The sequence below is a fragment of the Lacisediminihabitans sp. FW035 genome, assembly GCF_054880895.1.
On record NZ_CM142187.1, the window covers coordinates 527,362 to 542,997 of the forward strand.

Below are 15,636 nucleotides of genomic sequence, written 5' to 3' on the forward strand. Positions count from 1 at the left end.
CTCCCCTAGAACGGCGGCGGATCGGGCGCGGCGACATACCCGGTCGGGCTCGTCCACTCGATCCGCCCTGCCTTATCCTGAGTAATTGTCCACTTAGTCCGATGTTTGTCGCGGTGATGATTGCGGCAGAGGTGCGACAGGTTCATCAGCGTCGTGCGGCCGCCGAACTGGCGGTCGACGGTGTGGTCGAGATCGCAATTCACCGCGCGTTTGCCGCATCCGGGGAAGGTGCAGGTCTGGTCGATCAGCTGGCGCATTCGGCGGAGGCCCGTTGGGATGCGTTTCGTCGGCTGGTCGATGTCGAGAATTGCGCCGGTGACGGGATCCGTGAGGATGCGGTAGATCGAGGACGCGTCCCCCGCCAGTGTGCGGGCGGTTTCGGCATCGATCGGGCCGTAACCCTCGAGAGAGGCGGGCATCTCGGACTGCCCGAGGAGGGTGAGCATGGGGATGAGCACGCCAACACGCACCGCCACTGAGCCGGCGCTGCCCGATCCGGTGATCATGTCGCCCAAGACGTCCGCTCGCAGTTGGGGCAGGGTGCGAGTCTCGCCGTGCATTGCCGAGAGCCTGAGCGCCTCGGCGTCGAGGAACGTCATCGCCTTGGTCGCAACCTCGGCAGGAAGGTAGGCCGAGATCCAGGCCATCCCATCGATGTCGGGCTCGAAGACGACTCGGCGTTGTGACAATTCCGACTCGTGCCGTTCCGCTGCCGTGTCGGAGACGATCTGTTCGCGCAATTTGCGAGCGAAGGCGCGAAACCGTGCTGGTGCGAGCCGCGCTGCGTGCTCCGCAACGGCGGTGTCGAACGAGGCGAACAGCGCGGTGTCGCCATCCGGAAGCGACGCGGCGAGTTCTGAAACGGTGCGCGCGTTGACAGGGGAGACTTCGCCCCACCGGAACTTCTGCCAGGTGAGGGGTGCACGGCCGATCATCGTGACGGCCTGGTGTTCGTGCGCCCGGACGGTGTTCTCCGAGAGCGCGAGCCTGACGGCGAGGTCAGCGATCGCGGCCCGCTCGGAGAACTCGACGTCTTCCCTCGAGAAGCGGGACGCATGCTGGCCGACGAAGACCTCTGGGCTGAGCCGAGCTTCTTCCAGCACCGAATGGATGGCGACCAGAGTTGCCGCATGATGGGAGTTCACGGCGCGGAGTTCGTACTCGGCGGCCGCAATCGCGGTGTCGACACGCACGTCGGATCGGGCCTGATCCGAGTAGTAGCCGACTGCCTCCATGCCTTCATCCAATAGGCAACCACCGACATTTCGCGTAAGGTAAAGAGGTTGCGCCTTCGGGCGCGACCGCACCGCATCCCTCTGGATTGCGGGAGAGCTGGCCAACACGGGCCAGTTCGATACAGAAGAGGAAAACAATGGCACCGAAAAAGAAGGTCACGGGTCTGATCAAGCTTCAGATCCAGGCCGGCGCCGCCAACCCCGCACCGCCCATCGGGCCGGCGCTCGGACAGCACGGCGTTAACATCATGGAGTTCTGCAAGGCGTACAACGCCGCGACCGAGTCGCAGCGCGGCAACGTCATCCCGGTCGAGATCACCGTCTATGAGGACCGTTCGTTCACGTTCATCCTGAAGACCCCGCCGGCCGCCGAGCTCATCAAGAAGGCCGCCGGAGTCGCCAAGGGATCCGGCACCCCGCACACCACCAAGGTGGGACGCCTGTCGAAGGACCAGCTCCGCTCGATCGCCGAGCAGAAGATGGTCGACCTCAACGCCAACGACGTTGCGGCGGCAGAGAAGATCATCGCGGGCACCGCCCGCTCTATGGGAATCACGGTGGACGCATAATGGCTACGAAATCCAAGGCCTACCGCGCCGCCGCAGAGAAGATGGAAGAGGGCAAGTTCTACACGCCCAACGAAGCCGTCGGACTCGCCCGTGAGACCGGTTCGAAAAACTTCAACTCCACCGTCGAGGTCGCCCTCAAGCTCGGTGTCGACCCCCGCAAGGCGGACCAGATGGTTCGTGGAACGGTGATCCTCCCGCACGGAACCGGCAAGACCGCCCGCGTCATCGTGTTCGCAACCGGACCGGCCGCTGACGCCGCGATCGCTGCGGGCGCCGACGAGGTCGGTGGCGACGAGCTCATCGAGAAGGTGGCCGCCGGCTACACCTCGTTCGACTCCGCCGTCTCCACCCCGGAGCTGATGGGCAAGGTCGGTCGTCTCGGAAAGGTGCTCGGCCCGCGTGGCCTCATGCCCAACCCGAAGACCGGCACCGTGACCACCGACGTGGCCAAAGCCGTCACCGAGATCAAGGGCGGAAAGATCGAGTTCCGCGTCGACAAGCACTCCAACGTGCACTTCATCGTGGGTAAGGCCGCCTTCCCGGCCGAGCAGCTCGAAGAAAACATCAAGGCAGCGCTCGACGAGATCGTGCGCTCCAAGCCCAGCTCCGCAAAGGGCCGTTACATCCAGAAGGGCACTGTCACGACCACCTTCGGTCCGGGCATCCCGCTGGACGTCAACGTCCTCTAAGCAAAACAGTCGCGTTTCAAGAGGGGGATCACTTCGGTGGTCCCCCTCTTTTCGTGCCCAATCCGAACCCGCCCACCGAAAACGCAGGAGATTCGCCACGTCCGGTAGGAATCTGCGGCGATAACGTACATCTCGTGGCGAATCTCCTGCGTTTTGGGGACGCATACGGGGGAGAAGGAGAACAACGGATGACCGCATCGATCCGTCGCGCGGAGGGGGGCGAGGGCGCAATGCTCCACGAGCTCGCCGCCGACACCTTCGGGCTGGCCTGTCCGCCCGACACCCCGGCCGAAGCCATCGTCGGATTCATCGCCGCCCAACTCTCCGAGGAGCGCTTCGAGGCCTACCTCGCAGATCCTGACCGGCAGATTCTCGTCGCGACGGACGGCGGCCGGTTCCTGGCCTACGCGATGCTCATCACCGGTGAACCGACGGATCCGGATGTCGCCGCCGTCGTTCGCGCACGCCCCGCGGTCGAGCTGAGCAAGTTCTATCTGCGCGCCGACAGCCACGGCAGCGGCCTTGCGGCGCAGCTGATGGATTCGACGCTGGAGCATGCGCGCCTTCGCGGAGCGGTCGTCGTGTGGCTGGGCGTCAACCAACAGAACCTCCGCGCCAATCGCTTCTACGAGAGGTCGGGGTTCGGCATCGCCGGCACCAAGACCTTCGCCCTCGGCGACCGCCTCGAAGAGGACTTCGTGCGCGTGGTGACGCTCTAGCCCAGTTCGGAGACGCTCAGCACGATCTTGCCGCGGGTATGGCCGGTCTCGATCGCGGTGTGGGCGTCGGCGACATGCTCGAGGTCGTAGACATGATCGACGGTCACGTGGATGTCTCCGGAGTCGAGAAGTCGCCCGATGATCGCCAGCGTCGACCCGTCGGGGGAGGTCTTGTAGGTGGTCGCGCGCACGCCCGCCGCCGCGGCATCCTCCATGATGGTCGGCCAGCTGCCGCTCGGGGCGTTGACGAGCAGCCCGCCCGAGCGCAGCACCGACAGCGACCGTGTGCCGGTGTCGTCGTGGACGTTGCCGAGGAGGTCGATCACCACATCGACCCGGCTCACCACGTCTTCGAAGCGGGTCGTGTTGTGGTCGATCACCTCGGCGGCCCCGAGTTCGCGAAGCCAGCTCTCGTTGTGCGCCGATCCGGTGGCGATCACGTGCGCGCCGAAGTAGGCGGCGAACTGCACGGCGAAGTGCCCGACGCCACCGGATGCCGCGTGCACGAGCACCCGCTGGGCCTCGTGTGCCTTCGCGACATCCACCACCATCCCCCAGGCGGTGAGGGCGGCCATCGGCACCCCCGCCGCCTCAACGTGAGTGAGCCTTGAGGGCTTGCGCGCGATGCTCAGGGTGGGCACGGTCACATACTCGGCGTAGGTGCCCGCCATGCGCGGCACCGGAACCATGCCGAACACCTCGTCCCCCGGCTTGAATGGGCAGGTCTCGTAGGGGCTCTCGACGACGATGCCGCTGAAGTCCGCACCGAGCACGACGGGGAAGTTGGCGATGGCGGCCGAAGAGCCGCCACCGGAACGCGTTTTCGCATCGATGGGGTTCACGCCCGCGGCGATGATCTTCACCACCACCTCGGCGCTCACCTTAATCGGCATCGGCAGGTCGGCCGGTGTGAATACCTCAGGGCCCCCTGTGGCCGCGATCACCATCGCTCGCATCGTGGTCATGAACACAGTCAAGCCGCACAATGATTCGCCGGTGTTACAACGGTGTCAACTGGAAAAAAACTATGCGCGAGGCCCTACCATTCAACAATGACCGCGACGCCGCTCCCGAACCGGCGATCGGTGGAAGCGGCGGGCACCCTGGTCGGCTCGGCATTCGTGCTCGTGGCCCTCGTGATCATCTGGGTGGCTCGGGTTTCCCAGGGGCGGGATCTCTACGTGAGCGAGCTCGGCGCTGCGGGCCAGCCCACCGCGCGGTGGTTCGAGGGGGCGCTGCTGCTGATCGTTGTGGGGGGCAGCCTCATCGCATATGCCGCCCGCGGCATTCGTTGCCGCTTACCGCTGCTTTCGATCTGGGCCCCGGCGGTGTCGCTGTGGATCGGCTGCGGTTTCTTCCTCGTCGCCTCCCAGGTGACGTGCACGAGCGGATGCCCACTTCCCATGGGCACGACGTTCACCTGGCAGGACCTCGTGCACACCGTCGTGGCGGTGCTGGCGTTCGCCGCGGCCTGCCTCGGCATGGTGCAGGTCTCGTTCGCGGCCGGCCATCGATCGCTCGCGCGGCTCTCGCTCGCCTCCGGAGTGGCCGTCGCGCTGATCGCGGGGGCGGGCGGCATCCTCTCCCTCGCCCGCTTCCAAGCGGACTTCGGCAGCAGACTCGAACTCGCCGCGACCACGATCGCTCTCGCCTGGCTCCTCACTCTCGGCGTGATGATGGCGGTGCGGCCGGCCCGAACCGGCGTGGCTCCGATCGAACAGGAGATCGCGCTGCCGGTGGGCTAACGACGACCGGCCGCAACCAGCCCGAGCACCTGGTCGGCAAGCTGCACGAGCAGGTGGATCTGGTTCTCATCGCGGTCGATCCACCGGCATTCGGGCTCGGCGTTGGTCGGCACGAAGTCGTCGTGCTGCTCCCAGACAAGAAGGGTGCGCTCGGCACCGAGCACGTACTGCTGCCACCAGACCTGCCGAAGATACGAGCGGGGGATGGATCGCCAGGCCGACTTCGTGGTCTTGATCTCGGCGAGTTCGAGGTGTCCGGTCGCGGCGATCGCCAGGCCGTCGGGGGTGGCGAGATGCGAGGTCTCGCCGGCGGCGTGGAAGAGGGCGTCGCTCGAGACGATGCCGTAGTTGCGCTCCACCCAGCGAGCGATCTCCGGTTCGCGCGCCCGGCCATGATCCGTGTAGGCGTTGCCGCCGAAGCCGCTGCCGTTGATCTTCTCGAAGGCGACCGCCTGCACCGAGGCCGCGCCCGAGAGGCGGGCGACATCCGTCGCGGTGATGCCTCGGCTTCGGGCTCGGAGCCAGGACACGCGGTCGGCAGCGCGCGCGACGATGCGATCGCGGTGATCCGGGGCCGGCTCGTCCCACAGGGAGAGCATGGGCTGGATGACGGTCACCCCACCATTGTCTCCCGGGGCCCCGTCCCCGGGCGGCGCCTCTCCGCAGTCAGGGCCGAAGAGCCAGCGCGCTCTCGATGGACTCCGGCGAGAGCACATGCTGCACGACCATCATGGACGCACCGAGGATGCCGGCGTCGTCGGCCGAGCGCGAGCGCACGATCGTGAGGTGGGCGGTCGCCAGCGGCAGGGACCGGGTGTACACGACCTCGCGCACCCCCGCGAGGAGGTGGTCGCCCGCGTCGGCGAGCGACCCACCGAGCACGATGACCGACGGGTTGAGCAGGCTCACGCAGGTGGCGAGGACCTCGCCGAGATCGCGCCCGGCCTGGCGCAGAGCGGCCACTGCAGTGGGGTCGCCGCGATCGACGAGGTCCAGGAGTTCGCCGACGCGCGTGCCGTCGCCCAGGGTCGCGGCGATGGCTGGGGCGCCGGCCAGTGCCTCGAGGCACCCGATGTTGCCGCAGCGGCAGGTCACGTGGGATCCTCGGGCGACGCGCACATGCCCGAGATCTCCGGCGGTCCCCATCGCCCCGCGCTGCAACTGGCCGTTGCCGATGATCCCGGCGCCGATACCGGTCGCCGCCTTGATGAAGAGCAGATTCTCCTGGGTGGGCCAATGGGTGCGCTGTTCACCGAGGGCCATGATGTTGACGTCGTTGTCGACGAGCACGGGCACGTCGAACGAGCGGTGCACGTAGCCCGGCACATCGAAGTCGTGCCAGCCGGGCATGATCGGGGGGTTGGCCGGCCTGCCGGTCGTGTGCTCGACGGGGCCGGGCAGGCCGATACCGATCCCGATCAGGGCGCCGCGCTGCGCACCGAGCGTGCCGAGAAGGTGCCGTGCCCGCTCGACCACCAGATCGAGCACCGGCTCGGGCCCGTCTTCGATCGCGGTCTCGGCGCGGACGCTCGCGAGCACCGTCCCGGCGAGGTCGGTGACGGCGATCACGCTGTGCGAGGCACCGAGGTCGATGGCGAGCACGACCCGGGCCGTCGGGTTGAACGCGAACCGCGATGGCGGCCGACCACCGGATGACGCTGCCCCGCCCACCGCGCTGACGAAACCGGAGGCGATGAGGGCATCCACCCGGGCGGCGACCGTCGACCGGGCGAGACCGGTGAGTACGGCGAGCTCGGCACGGGTGCGGGGAACACCGTCGAGCAGCAGCTGGAAGAGGTCACCGGAGCGCGAGGAGCCGGCGGCCGGAACGGCGGGCGCGCTCGGCATGACCATGACCTATTGATACCAGTTGGACTTCGTCATGTCACGCAATCTATAGATGTCGGGTGAAGCGCCACTTTTGCTTGACTCACGGCAGAAGTGGCCCTAGCTTGTTCTTCGTATGCACGAAGCCTCGCGGTCGATGCGGAGCTTGCCACCGTGACCAGCATCGCCGCTCGATTCGAGGAGATCCTCTTGCCAACGACACCCCCGCTCTCGCTCCAGCTCTACACAGTTCGCGAGGCTCTCGATGCAGACTTTGCCGGCACGATGCAGCGTGTCGCCGACATCGGGTTCACCCGGGTCGAACCTTACGACTTCCTCGCCCGTGCCGATGCGCTCGCTGCCGGCTTCGCGGCCACCGGCCTCACCGCGCCGAGCGCGCACTTCCGGTTCCTCGATGCCGAGAGCCGTGCCGGCGCCAGTCTCGACGACGTGTTCTCGACGGCCGCCCGCCTCGGCATCCCGACCGTGATCGATCCCTTCGTCGACCCGGCGAAGTGGCAGTCGGCCGCCGACATCCACAAGACCGCGGATGCCCTCAACGCCGCCGCGGAAGTGGCGGTGAAGCACGGCATCCGCATCGGCTACCACAACCACTGGTTCGAATTGGAGTCGGTGATCGACGGCGACACCGGGCTGGAGATCCTCAGCTCTGGCCTCGATCCCGCCGTGATCCTGGAACTCGACACCTACTGGGCCGCCGCCGGCGGTCAGGACGTAGTGGCACTGCTCGGGCGCCTCGGCGACCGCGTGCGCCTGCTGCACATCAAGGACGGGCCGATCGAACCGGACCCCGCCTCGCAACTCGCGGTGGGCAAGGGCAAGATGCCGGTCTGGGACATCATCGCCGCGGCGACGAGCCTCGAGGTGGCCGTGGTCGAGCTCGATGCCTTCGCCGGCGACATGTTCGACGCCGTGACCGACAGCTATGCGTACCTGATCGCGGGAGCCACCGCGTGAGCGGCCCGATCGGGGTCGGCCTCATCGGCGCCGGCACCATCAGCAAGCAGTACCTCGAGAACCTCACCACCTTCCCCGACATCGTCGTGCACTCCATCGGCGACGTCTACGAACCGGTGGCCAAGGAGCGCGCCACGGAATTCGGCATCGAGACCTGGGGCGGCGTCGACGCGACGCTCGGGCATCCGGATGTCGAGATCGTGATCAACTTGACCATCCCGGCCGCCCACGTCGAGGTCGCTCTCGCCGCGGTCGCCGCCGGCAAGCACGTGTGGAGCGAGAAGCCGTTCTCGCTCGACCGCGCGAGCGGCCTCACGCTGCTCGCGGCGGCGGAGAAGGCCGGCGTGCGTCTCGGCTCCGCACCGGACACATTCCTCGGCGCGGGCCTGCAGACCGCTCGCCGCATGATCGAGCGCGGTGACATCGGGGTGCCCCTCACCGCCCTCACGCTCATGCAGTCGCCGGGACCGGAGTCGTGGCATCCGAACCCCGCCTTCCTCTTCCAGGAGGGCGCCGGCCCGCTCTTCGACATCGGCCCGTACTACCTCACCACCCTCATGCAGACCTTCGGATCGGTGCGCCGCGTCGCCGCGCTCGGCTCGAAGTCACGCGACTCCCGGGTGATCGGTTCCGGCCCGAAGGCCGGCGAGAGCTTCGACGTGACCGTTCCCTCCCACGTGAGCGCACTCGCCGAATTCGAGGGCGGCCAGTCGTCGCAGAGCATCTTCAGCTTCGACTCGCCGATGGACCGCCACGGCTTCGTGGAGGTGACCGGCACCGAGGGCACGATGTCGCTCCCCGACCCCAACAACTTCGACGGGGAGATCCGCGTGAAGCATCCCGGCGAGGCGGAGTGGACCTCCTACCCCGCGCTCGGCTCCACCAGTTCACGTGGATCCGGGGTCCTCGAGATGGGCCGCGCCATCCGCGCCGGGCGCCCGCATCGTGCCACCGGGGAGCTGGCGTACCACGTGCTCGACACGATGGTGTCGATCAGCGAATCGATCGAGAGCCACAGCTTCGTGGAGGTGGCGAGCTCGATCTCGACGACTCCCGCCCTACCGGAGGACTGGGATCCGACGGCGGCGACGCTGTAGGGCACGATCGTGACCTCCACAGCGCGACCGCTCGGCGTCGCAATGATCGGCTACGCGTTCATGGGCCGAGCGCATTCGAACGCCTGGGCGACTGTCGCCTCGTTCTTCGAGGTGCCCGCATTCGAGCAACGGGTGCTGGTGGGCCGGGATGCCGCGGGCGTCGCCTCCGCGGCGGCGGCGTTCGGCTGGAGCGAATCGGCCACCGACTGGCGCGAGGTGATCGCGCGCGACGACATCGATATCGTCGACATCTGCGTGCCTGGCCATCTTCACGCCGAGATCGCCCTCGCGGCCCTCGCCGCGGGCAAGCACGTGCTGGTCGAGAAGCCGCTGGCCAACTCCCTCTCCGAAGCGGAGGCGATGGCGGATGCCGCGGCCGACGCCTCCGCTCGCGCCATCGTCTCCCTTGTCGGCTTCAACTACCGGCGCGTACCGGCGCTCGCGCTCGCCCGCCGCATCGTGGCCGACGGTCGCCTCGGCGAGATCCGGCAGGTGCGGGCGTCCTACCTGCAGGACTGGCTGGTGGATGCCGAAGCCCCGATGAGCTGGCGGCTGCGTCGCGAGTCGGCGGGATCCGGAGCGCTCGGCGACCTCGCTTCACACGCCATCGACCAGCTGCAGTTCCTGCTCGGGGATCTCGTGTCCGAGGTCTCGGCCCGCACCCACACCTTCGTGACCGAGCGCACCGGTGAGGGTGGCCCGGAACCGGTCACCGTCGACGATGCCGTCTGGGCTACCTTGGCCTTCGATTCGGGCGCGCGGGGGAGCCTCGAGGTGTCGCGCGTCGCGACCGGGCGCAAGAACGCCCTGTCGATCGAACTCTTCGGCTCGACCGGAGCCTTGCGGTTCGACCTCGAGGAGTTGAACGAACTCTGGTTCCTCGACGCGACCGAGCCGATCGAGACGCAGGGGTTCCGCCGCATCCTCGTGACCGAGCCGGAGCATCCGTATGTCGCCGCCTGGTGGCCGCAGGGCCATGTGCTCGGCTGGGAGCATTCGTTCGTGCACGAAGTGCGCGACCTGCTGCTCGCCATCGCCGGCGGCAGTCCCGCATCGCCTTCGTTCGCCGACGGCCTCGCGGTGCAGCGCGTGCTCGCCGCGATCGAGGCGAGCGCGACGGCGAGCGGATCCAGTGTGACAATCGACAGCACGCACTCGAAGGAGACTGTATGACCGCCTCGACCCATCCCGTGACGCTCTTCACCGGCCAGTGGGCCGACCTCACGCTCGAGGAGGTGGCGAAGCTGGCCTCGGGATGGGGCTACGACGGGCTCGAGATCGCGGCATCCGGAGAGCATCTCGATGTCGCGCGGGCGGCCGAGGACGATGAGTACCTGCAGGGGCGGCTGGACATCCTCGATCGGTACGGGCTGAAGGCCTGGGCGATCTCGAACCACCTCACCGGCCAGGCCGTGTGCGACGATCCGATTGATTTCCGTCATCAGGCGATCATCCGCCCGACAGTATGGGGGGACGGGGATCCGGAGGGCGTGCGCCGGCGCGCTGCGGACGAGCTGAAGCTCACCGCGGTGGTCGCCCGCAAGATGGGCATCGACACCGTCGTCGGCTTCACCGGCTCCAAGATCTGGCAGTACGTGGCGATGTTCCCGCCGGTTCCCGCCTCGGCGATCGACGCCGGCTACCAGGACTTCGCCGACCGCTGGAACCCGATCCTCGACGTGTTCGATTCGGAGGGCGTTCGTTTCGCCCACGAGGTGCATCCCTCGGAGATCGCCTACGACTACTGGTCGAGCGTGCGATCGCTGGAGGCCATCGACCACCGGGCGGCCTTCGGGTTCAACTGGGATCCGAGCCACATGATGTGGCAGGGCATCGATCCCGTGTCCTTCATCACCGAGTTCGCCGACCGCATCTATCACGTCGACTGCAAGGACACCCGGCTGCGCACGCCCAACGGGCGCTATGGGATCCTCGGGTCGCACCTTCCCTGGGGCGATCCGCACCGCGGCTGGGACTTCGTCTCCACCGGCCACGGGGATGTGCCCTGGGAGGACTCGTTCCGGGCGCTGCGGTCCATCGGCTACGGCGGTCCCATCTCGGTGGAGTGGGAGGATGCCGGCATGGATCGGCTTCACGGCGCTGCCGAGGCAGTGGGCTTCGTGCGCTCGCTGCTCTGGGAACTGCCGACGGCATCCTTCGATGCCGCCTTCAGCAACCAGGGGTAGCGGTACCGCTAGCCGTTCGCCCCCGGGCGCGCGCCGAAGGCGGCGTTCGCGCCCTCGGTGATGGAGGTCGCGGATACGTTTCCGCTGCCGTCCTTCGCGCCACGGACAATCACGGTCTCGCCCGATGTGAGGTCGGAGACGCTGCTCTTCTCGGTCTTGGTGACCGTGGTCGAATCGGTGGTCTTCACCGTGACCGTCGACCCATCGCGGAGCTTCACCGTGATGGTGTCGCCGTCGATCGACTGGATCGTGCCGGCCGTCAGCCCGCCGAAGACGCCGGGGCGCGTGGCGTTGCCCTGCTGGCCGGTTCCGCCCTGGGGTGCACCGTTGCCGCGCTGGCCCTGCTGTCCCGGTTGGCCCGGCCCATTCTGGAACTGGCCGCCCGGCCGGTTGAAGCCGGCCGCCTGTCCCGGTCCCGCGGTGTGCTGGCCGATGAGGATGCCGCCGAAGAGGGCGATCACTGCAACCGCGAGGAGCGCGAGCGTCGGGGTGAGCCATCGCAGGGCGCTGCTACGCGTTGGGGCGACGGCCGCCGCCGGGGGCACTGCTGCGGGTGCCGGAGCGGACGCCGCCGCCGGCGGCTCGGTGTTCAGGACCTCGGTGGGCTCGTCGCCGGTGGGCGCGTCAGGAGTGCTCATGGGCTAACGCTCGCCCGTGAAGCTATGAAATTCGTATGGACCGGCTGGGCGGCAGGCTTCAATCCCGAGGATCCGCCCAGCCGTGGTGACTCAGTTTCCCGTGCCGCTCGGCGGCGCACCCCCTCCGAATCCGCCGGTGAGGGCGCCCTCGGACACGGAGGTCGCCGACACGGTGCCGCTCGCATCCTTCGTGCCCTGCACCGCGATGGTGTCGCCGGTGGCGAGGTCGCTCACGCTGCCGTCCGCGGTCTTCGTCACTGTCGTGCTCGAGCCGGTGGTGACCTTGACGGTCGATCCGTCGGTCAGCTTCAGGGTGATCGTGTCGCCGTCGATGGCGGAGATGGTGCCGGCGGTGAATCCACCGCCCGCACCGGGCGCCCCACCCTCGCCACCGAAGCCGCCACGGGTGCCTCCGGCCTGGGCGGACGTGCTCGAGGTGTTGTGCCCGATCAGGATGCCGCCGAAGAGTCCGATCGCGATTGCGGCGACGCCGGCGAGGATCGGGGTGACGATGCGCGATGCGCGCTTCTTGCCGGGCGCCGGCGGCGTCGGTGCTTCTGACGAAAACGCAGGAGATTCGCCAGCAGGAGCCGGGTTTGTCGGCGGAGTGGGGTTATTCATGGCGAATGTCCTTCGTTTTGGGTGGGTGGGTGGATGGAATGGGACGAGCGGTCAGATGGCTCGGAGGGCCTGGATGGGCCGCATCGCCGCCGCGCGCGCCGCCGGGTAGACCCCGAAGAACACGCCGATGGCGACGGACACCCCGAGGGCGAGCGGGATGGAGTAGCCGAGGATCACCGGCTGGGTACCGTTGATCTCGTACCGCGCGCCGATGAGCGCCGCGATCACCCCCAGCACCCCGCCGACCAGCGTGAGTGTCGCGGCCTCGGTGAGGAACTGCCCGAGGATCGCTCCGCGGGTGGCTCCGAGGGCTTTGCGGATGCCGATCTCCCGAGTGCGCTCGGTCACGGTCACCAACATCACGTTCGTGACCCCGATGCCACCGACCAGCAGGCTGATCGCCGCCACCGCACCGAGCAGCACCGTGAAACTGGTGGCGCTCGCCGCGGCGGTCGCAAGGAGGGAGGACTGGTTGGTGATCGTGTAGGGCAGGTTCGAAGTATCCGTCACACCGAGCAGCTGGTTCAGCATCACGCCGACCTCGCCCTCGGCGGCCGTCACGGAGTCCGAATCGACGGCCTCCACGGTGAGGGTGGAGACGGCGCCGTAACCGGTGAACGACTTCTGGATGCGGGTGATCGGCGCGATCACTATCGAGTTCGGGTCGGTGAAGCCGACGCTCGACTGGCTGGCGAGAATGCCGACAACGGTGAATGGGGTACCGTCCACCGCGATCTGCTGCCCGAGCGCCGAACCCGTGGTGAACAGGGTGGAGGCGAGCGTGGATCCGATCACCGCCACCTTGGCCGAGGTTGTGACGTCCGCCGTGGTGAAGGCGCTCCCGGAGGCGACCTTCGCGGTGGACACATCGAAGTAGCCGGCCGTCGAACCGACGACGGAGACGCCGGTGGACGACGCGGAATCCGAGGAGACCGTGAGGCTCGTGCTCACATTGGGCACGACCGTCTTCACGTGGCCGAGCCCGGCGTCGGCGAGCCGGTCGCTCACCGCGCGGGTGATGGTCTTGACGCTCGAGCCGGCGGTCGTCGTAGCCGTGGTGCCGCCGCCTGCGCCACCGCTGGCCCGCACGGTGAGGGTGTTGGTTCCCAGGGTCGTGATCGCGTTCTGCACGGTCTGGGCGGATCCGTTGCCGACGGCGAGGAGAAGGATCACCGATCCGACTCCGATCATCACCCCGAGCAGAGTGAGGATCGAGCGCAGCTTGTTGGCGGTCACGCCCCGCATGGCGGAGCGCAGGATATCGAAGAAGCTCATCGAGCGCTCCGGGCGATGTCGCTGGTGGGATTGTCGGAGACGATCAGGCCGTCGCGGATGGTGAGCACTCGGTGTGCACGCTCGGCGACGCTCTCCTCGTGCGTGATGATCACGATGGTGCGGCCCGCGGTCGCGAGCGAGTCGAAGATGGAGAGGATCTCCTCTGTCGAGTCGCTGTCGAGGTTTCCGGTTGGTTCGTCGGCCAGCACGAGGGTCGGCGACGTGACAAGGGCCCGCGCGATGGCGACGCGCTGCTGCTGGCCACCGGAGAGCTGCTGCGGCTGGTGGTCGGCGCGATTCGCGAGGTTTACCAGGTCGAGTGCTTCGAGCGCGAGCCGTCGACGTTCGTGCCTCTTCAAGCCGGCGTAGATCAGGGGCAGCTCGACGTTGGCGAGAGCGCTCATCCGTGGCACGAGGTTGAACGACTGGAACACGAATCCGATCTCCTGGTTACGCACCCGGGCGAGGTCCTTCTCGGTGAGGGATCGCACATCGTGCCCGGCGAGCTCGTAGAGGCCGTCGGAGGCGATGTCGAGGCAGCCGAGCAAGTTCATGAGGGTGGATTTGCCCGATCCGCTCGGACCCATGATCGCGACGTAGTCGCCGGCGTCGACGGCGAGGTCGATGCCGCGAAGCGCATGCACCACGGCCTCACCGGCGCCGTAGACCTGATGGATTCCCGCGAGGCGCAGCACCGGTTCGGTCGCTGTGCTCATCAGTTGCCTCCCGTGGGAGGGGCGCCGCCGCCGAAGCCGCCGCCGCCGGTCCCGGTGCCGCCGAAGCCGCCCCGAATGTTGCCGGTGCCCCCAGTTGTGCCCGTCGAGGTGGTCGCCGCGACCGTGCCGATCACCACGGTCTGGCCAACGGTGAGTCCCGTTGTGACCTCGGTGCCGGTGTCGCCGACGACCCCGAGCGTCACGGTCTTCTCGGTGGTCTTGCCGTTGGCCACGACCTTCACTGTCGAGGTGCCGTCGGCGGCGGTCGTGACCGCCGCGGTGGGCACGTAGAGGGCGTCTGAGGCGGAGCTCGCCGTCACGATGGACACCTCAGCGGTCTGCCCGAGCCGCAGCCCGGCGGGGATTGCGTCAAGCGTGATCGTGGTCGCATAGGTCACGACCGAGTTGCTGGCGGTCGCCACCGGCGAGACGGCGGTCACCTTGGCCGCTGCGGTGACACCGGTGAGGGCCGGGAAGGTGATGGATGCCGCCTGGCCGACGCTCACGGAGGCGATGTCCGCCTCGGCGATGTTCGCGGTCATGGTCATCTGCGACACATCCGCAATGGACACGAAGCCCGTTGTGGAGGTTGCTGCTGTGCCCGTGCCACTGGCGGATGATCCCCCGCTCGTGCTCGCTCCGATGGAGCCGTTCACCGCCACCACCAGTCCGGCGATGGGCGCGACAAGGGTGGCGGAGTCGAGGTTGGACTGGGCCGTTGTCACGGCTTCCACCGCGTCGGTGACTGACGACTGGGCGGAGGTGACCTGCTGCTTTGCGGAAGTGGTCTGGCTGGCGCCGCTCCCGCTACCGCTGATACTGGCGTTGCTGCTTGCCGCGGCGTCCGCCGTCTTCGCCGCGGCCAGGGAGGCGTTTGCGTCGGAGAGGGAGCTTCGGGCGTTGGCGAGCGTCGTCTTCGCCTTGGTGAGCGCTGCGGTGAGATCCGTCGTGTCGAGCGTGCCGAGCACCGCCCCGGCGGCGACAGTCGCGCCGAGGGTCGTATCGACCGAGGCGACGGTGCCGGAGACCGCGAAGGACGCGACGACTGTGTTCACCGCGGCAACCGATCCGCTCGCGGTGATGCTGCTCGACACGGTGCCGGACTGCACGGTGCCGGTGAGTTGGGTTGCGGAGCTGCTCGCCGTCGCGACGAAGGGATTCGCGACGACGAAGTAAGCACCGACGAGGGCGCCGAGCACCAGCACGGCGAGTGAGCTGTTGATCAGCACGGGTCGGGATATCTTCATGGACCCGACCATGTCGGCCGCTCCTATGGAAGGTATATGGAGCGGCTATGGCCCTCCACAGAGTGTTGCCTGTCGTTGTTTTGGGCAGAGAAAA

General features: G+C 67.9%; 17 protein-coding genes. 8 read left to right on the plus strand and 9 right to left on the minus strand.

What is annotated here, in order from left to right:
- Positions 1 to 5 precede the first annotated feature (5 nt).
- Positions 6 to 1,235 (minus strand): HNH endonuclease signature motif containing protein, encoded by a 1,230-nt coding sequence (locus ACVXZ4_RS02665; RefSeq protein ID WP_461796701.1) that lies wholly within the window; start codon positions 1,233 to 1,235, stop codon positions 6 to 8.
- Positions 1,236 to 1,372: 137 nt separating this feature from the next.
- Between ACVXZ4_RS02665 and rplK the strand changes: the two genes are divergently transcribed.
- The 3 genes from rplK (at position 1,373) to ACVXZ4_RS02680 (ending at position 3,212) form a co-directional block, all read left to right on the plus strand.
- Positions 1,373 to 1,804 carry a 50S ribosomal protein L11 gene (gene rplK / locus ACVXZ4_RS02670; RefSeq protein WP_185202312.1) on the plus strand — a complete coding sequence of 144 codons (432 nt, stop codon included), beginning with the start codon at positions 1,373 to 1,375 and terminating at the stop codon, positions 1,802 to 1,804.
- Positions 1,804 to 2,493, plus strand: a complete 690-nt coding sequence (rplA, locus tag ACVXZ4_RS02675) for a 50S ribosomal protein L1 (protein ID WP_461796702.1) — start codon at positions 1,804 to 1,806, stop codon at positions 2,491 to 2,493. Before rplK ends, rplA begins: the two co-directional genes overlap by 1 nt.
- Before the next feature lie 188 nt (positions 2,494 to 2,681).
- Positions 2,682 to 3,212 (plus strand): GNAT family N-acetyltransferase, encoded by a 531-nt coding sequence (locus ACVXZ4_RS02680; RefSeq protein WP_461796703.1) that lies wholly within the window; start codon positions 2,682 to 2,684, stop codon positions 3,210 to 3,212.
- Here ACVXZ4_RS02680 and ACVXZ4_RS02685 read toward each other — a convergent pair.
- Positions 3,209 to 4,168, minus strand: coding sequence for an NADP-dependent oxidoreductase (locus ACVXZ4_RS02685; RefSeq protein ID WP_461798047.1), 960 nt, complete (start codon positions 4,166 to 4,168; stop codon positions 3,209 to 3,211). The two genes, ACVXZ4_RS02680 and ACVXZ4_RS02685, sit on opposite strands and share 4 nt — an antisense overlap.
- Positions 4,169 to 4,264: 96 nt before the next feature.
- Between ACVXZ4_RS02685 and ACVXZ4_RS02690 the strand changes: the two genes are divergently transcribed.
- Entirely contained in the window at positions 4,265 to 4,957 is a 693-nt protein-coding gene (locus ACVXZ4_RS02690; RefSeq protein WP_461796704.1) for a DUF998 domain-containing protein, read from the plus strand.
- Here ACVXZ4_RS02690 and ACVXZ4_RS02695 read toward each other — a convergent pair.
- Entirely contained in the window at positions 4,954 to 5,556 is a 603-nt protein-coding gene (locus ACVXZ4_RS02695; RefSeq protein WP_461798048.1) for a YqaJ viral recombinase family protein, read from the minus strand. The two genes, ACVXZ4_RS02690 and ACVXZ4_RS02695, sit on opposite strands and share 4 nt — an antisense overlap.
- A gap of 67 nt (positions 5,557 to 5,623) precedes the next feature.
- On the minus strand, positions 5,624 to 6,805 hold the full coding sequence (locus ACVXZ4_RS02700) for an ROK family transcriptional regulator (RefSeq protein ID WP_461798049.1): 1,182 nt from the start codon (positions 6,803 to 6,805) through the stop codon (positions 5,624 to 5,626).
- A gap of 264 nt (positions 6,806 to 7,069) precedes the next feature.
- Here ACVXZ4_RS02700 and ACVXZ4_RS02705 point away from each other — a divergent pair, with 264 nt between their 5' ends.
- From ACVXZ4_RS02705 to ACVXZ4_RS02720, 4 genes are read left to right on the plus strand one after another with little or no spacing between them, the layout of a single operon-like run.
- On the plus strand, positions 7,070 to 7,762 hold the full coding sequence (locus ACVXZ4_RS02705; RefSeq protein WP_461798050.1) for a sugar phosphate isomerase/epimerase family protein: 693 nt from the start codon (positions 7,070 to 7,072) through the stop codon (positions 7,760 to 7,762).
- Positions 7,759 to 8,859 (plus strand): Gfo/Idh/MocA family protein, encoded by a 1,101-nt coding sequence (locus ACVXZ4_RS02710; protein ID WP_461796705.1) that lies wholly within the window; start codon positions 7,759 to 7,761, stop codon positions 8,857 to 8,859. The genes ACVXZ4_RS02705 and ACVXZ4_RS02710 overlap by 4 nt, the downstream gene beginning before the upstream one ends.
- Before the next feature lie 42 nt (positions 8,860 to 8,901).
- Positions 8,902 to 10,032, plus strand: a complete 1,131-nt coding sequence (locus ACVXZ4_RS02715) for a Gfo/Idh/MocA family protein (protein WP_461798051.1) — start codon at positions 8,902 to 8,904, stop codon at positions 10,030 to 10,032.
- Positions 10,029 to 11,045 carry a sugar phosphate isomerase/epimerase family protein gene (locus ACVXZ4_RS02720; protein ID WP_461796706.1) on the plus strand — a complete coding sequence of 339 codons (1,017 nt, stop codon included), beginning with the start codon at positions 10,029 to 10,031 and terminating at the stop codon, positions 11,043 to 11,045. The genes ACVXZ4_RS02715 and ACVXZ4_RS02720 overlap by 4 nt, the downstream gene beginning before the upstream one ends.
- Before the next feature lie 8 nt (positions 11,046 to 11,053).
- Here ACVXZ4_RS02720 and ACVXZ4_RS02725 read toward each other — a convergent pair whose 3' ends face one another.
- The 5 genes from ACVXZ4_RS02725 to ACVXZ4_RS02745 all read right to left on the minus strand — a co-directional run bounded on the left by ACVXZ4_RS02725 (position 11,054) and on the right by ACVXZ4_RS02745 (position 15,542).
- Positions 11,054 to 11,683 (minus strand): DUF5666 domain-containing protein, encoded by a 630-nt coding sequence (locus ACVXZ4_RS02725; RefSeq protein WP_461796707.1) that lies wholly within the window; start codon positions 11,681 to 11,683, stop codon positions 11,054 to 11,056.
- A gap of 90 nt (positions 11,684 to 11,773) precedes the next feature.
- Positions 11,774 to 12,304, minus strand: a complete 531-nt coding sequence (locus tag ACVXZ4_RS02730) for a DUF5666 domain-containing protein (RefSeq protein ID WP_461796708.1) — start codon at positions 12,302 to 12,304, stop codon at positions 11,774 to 11,776.
- Between the two features lie 51 nt (positions 12,305 to 12,355).
- Positions 12,356 to 13,579 (minus strand): ABC transporter permease, encoded by a 1,224-nt coding sequence (locus tag ACVXZ4_RS02735; RefSeq protein WP_461796709.1) that lies wholly within the window; start codon positions 13,577 to 13,579, stop codon positions 12,356 to 12,358.
- Positions 13,576 to 14,295, minus strand: a complete 720-nt coding sequence (locus ACVXZ4_RS02740; protein ID WP_461796710.1) for an ABC transporter ATP-binding protein — start codon at positions 14,293 to 14,295, stop codon at positions 13,576 to 13,578. Before ACVXZ4_RS02740 ends, ACVXZ4_RS02735 begins: the two co-directional genes overlap by 4 nt.
- Positions 14,295 to 15,542 carry an efflux RND transporter periplasmic adaptor subunit gene (locus ACVXZ4_RS02745; protein ID WP_461796711.1) on the minus strand — a complete coding sequence of 416 codons (1,248 nt, stop codon included), beginning with the start codon at positions 15,540 to 15,542 and terminating at the stop codon, positions 14,295 to 14,297. Before ACVXZ4_RS02745 ends, ACVXZ4_RS02740 begins: the two co-directional genes overlap by 1 nt.
- Between the last annotated feature and the right edge of the window lie 94 nt (positions 15,543 to 15,636).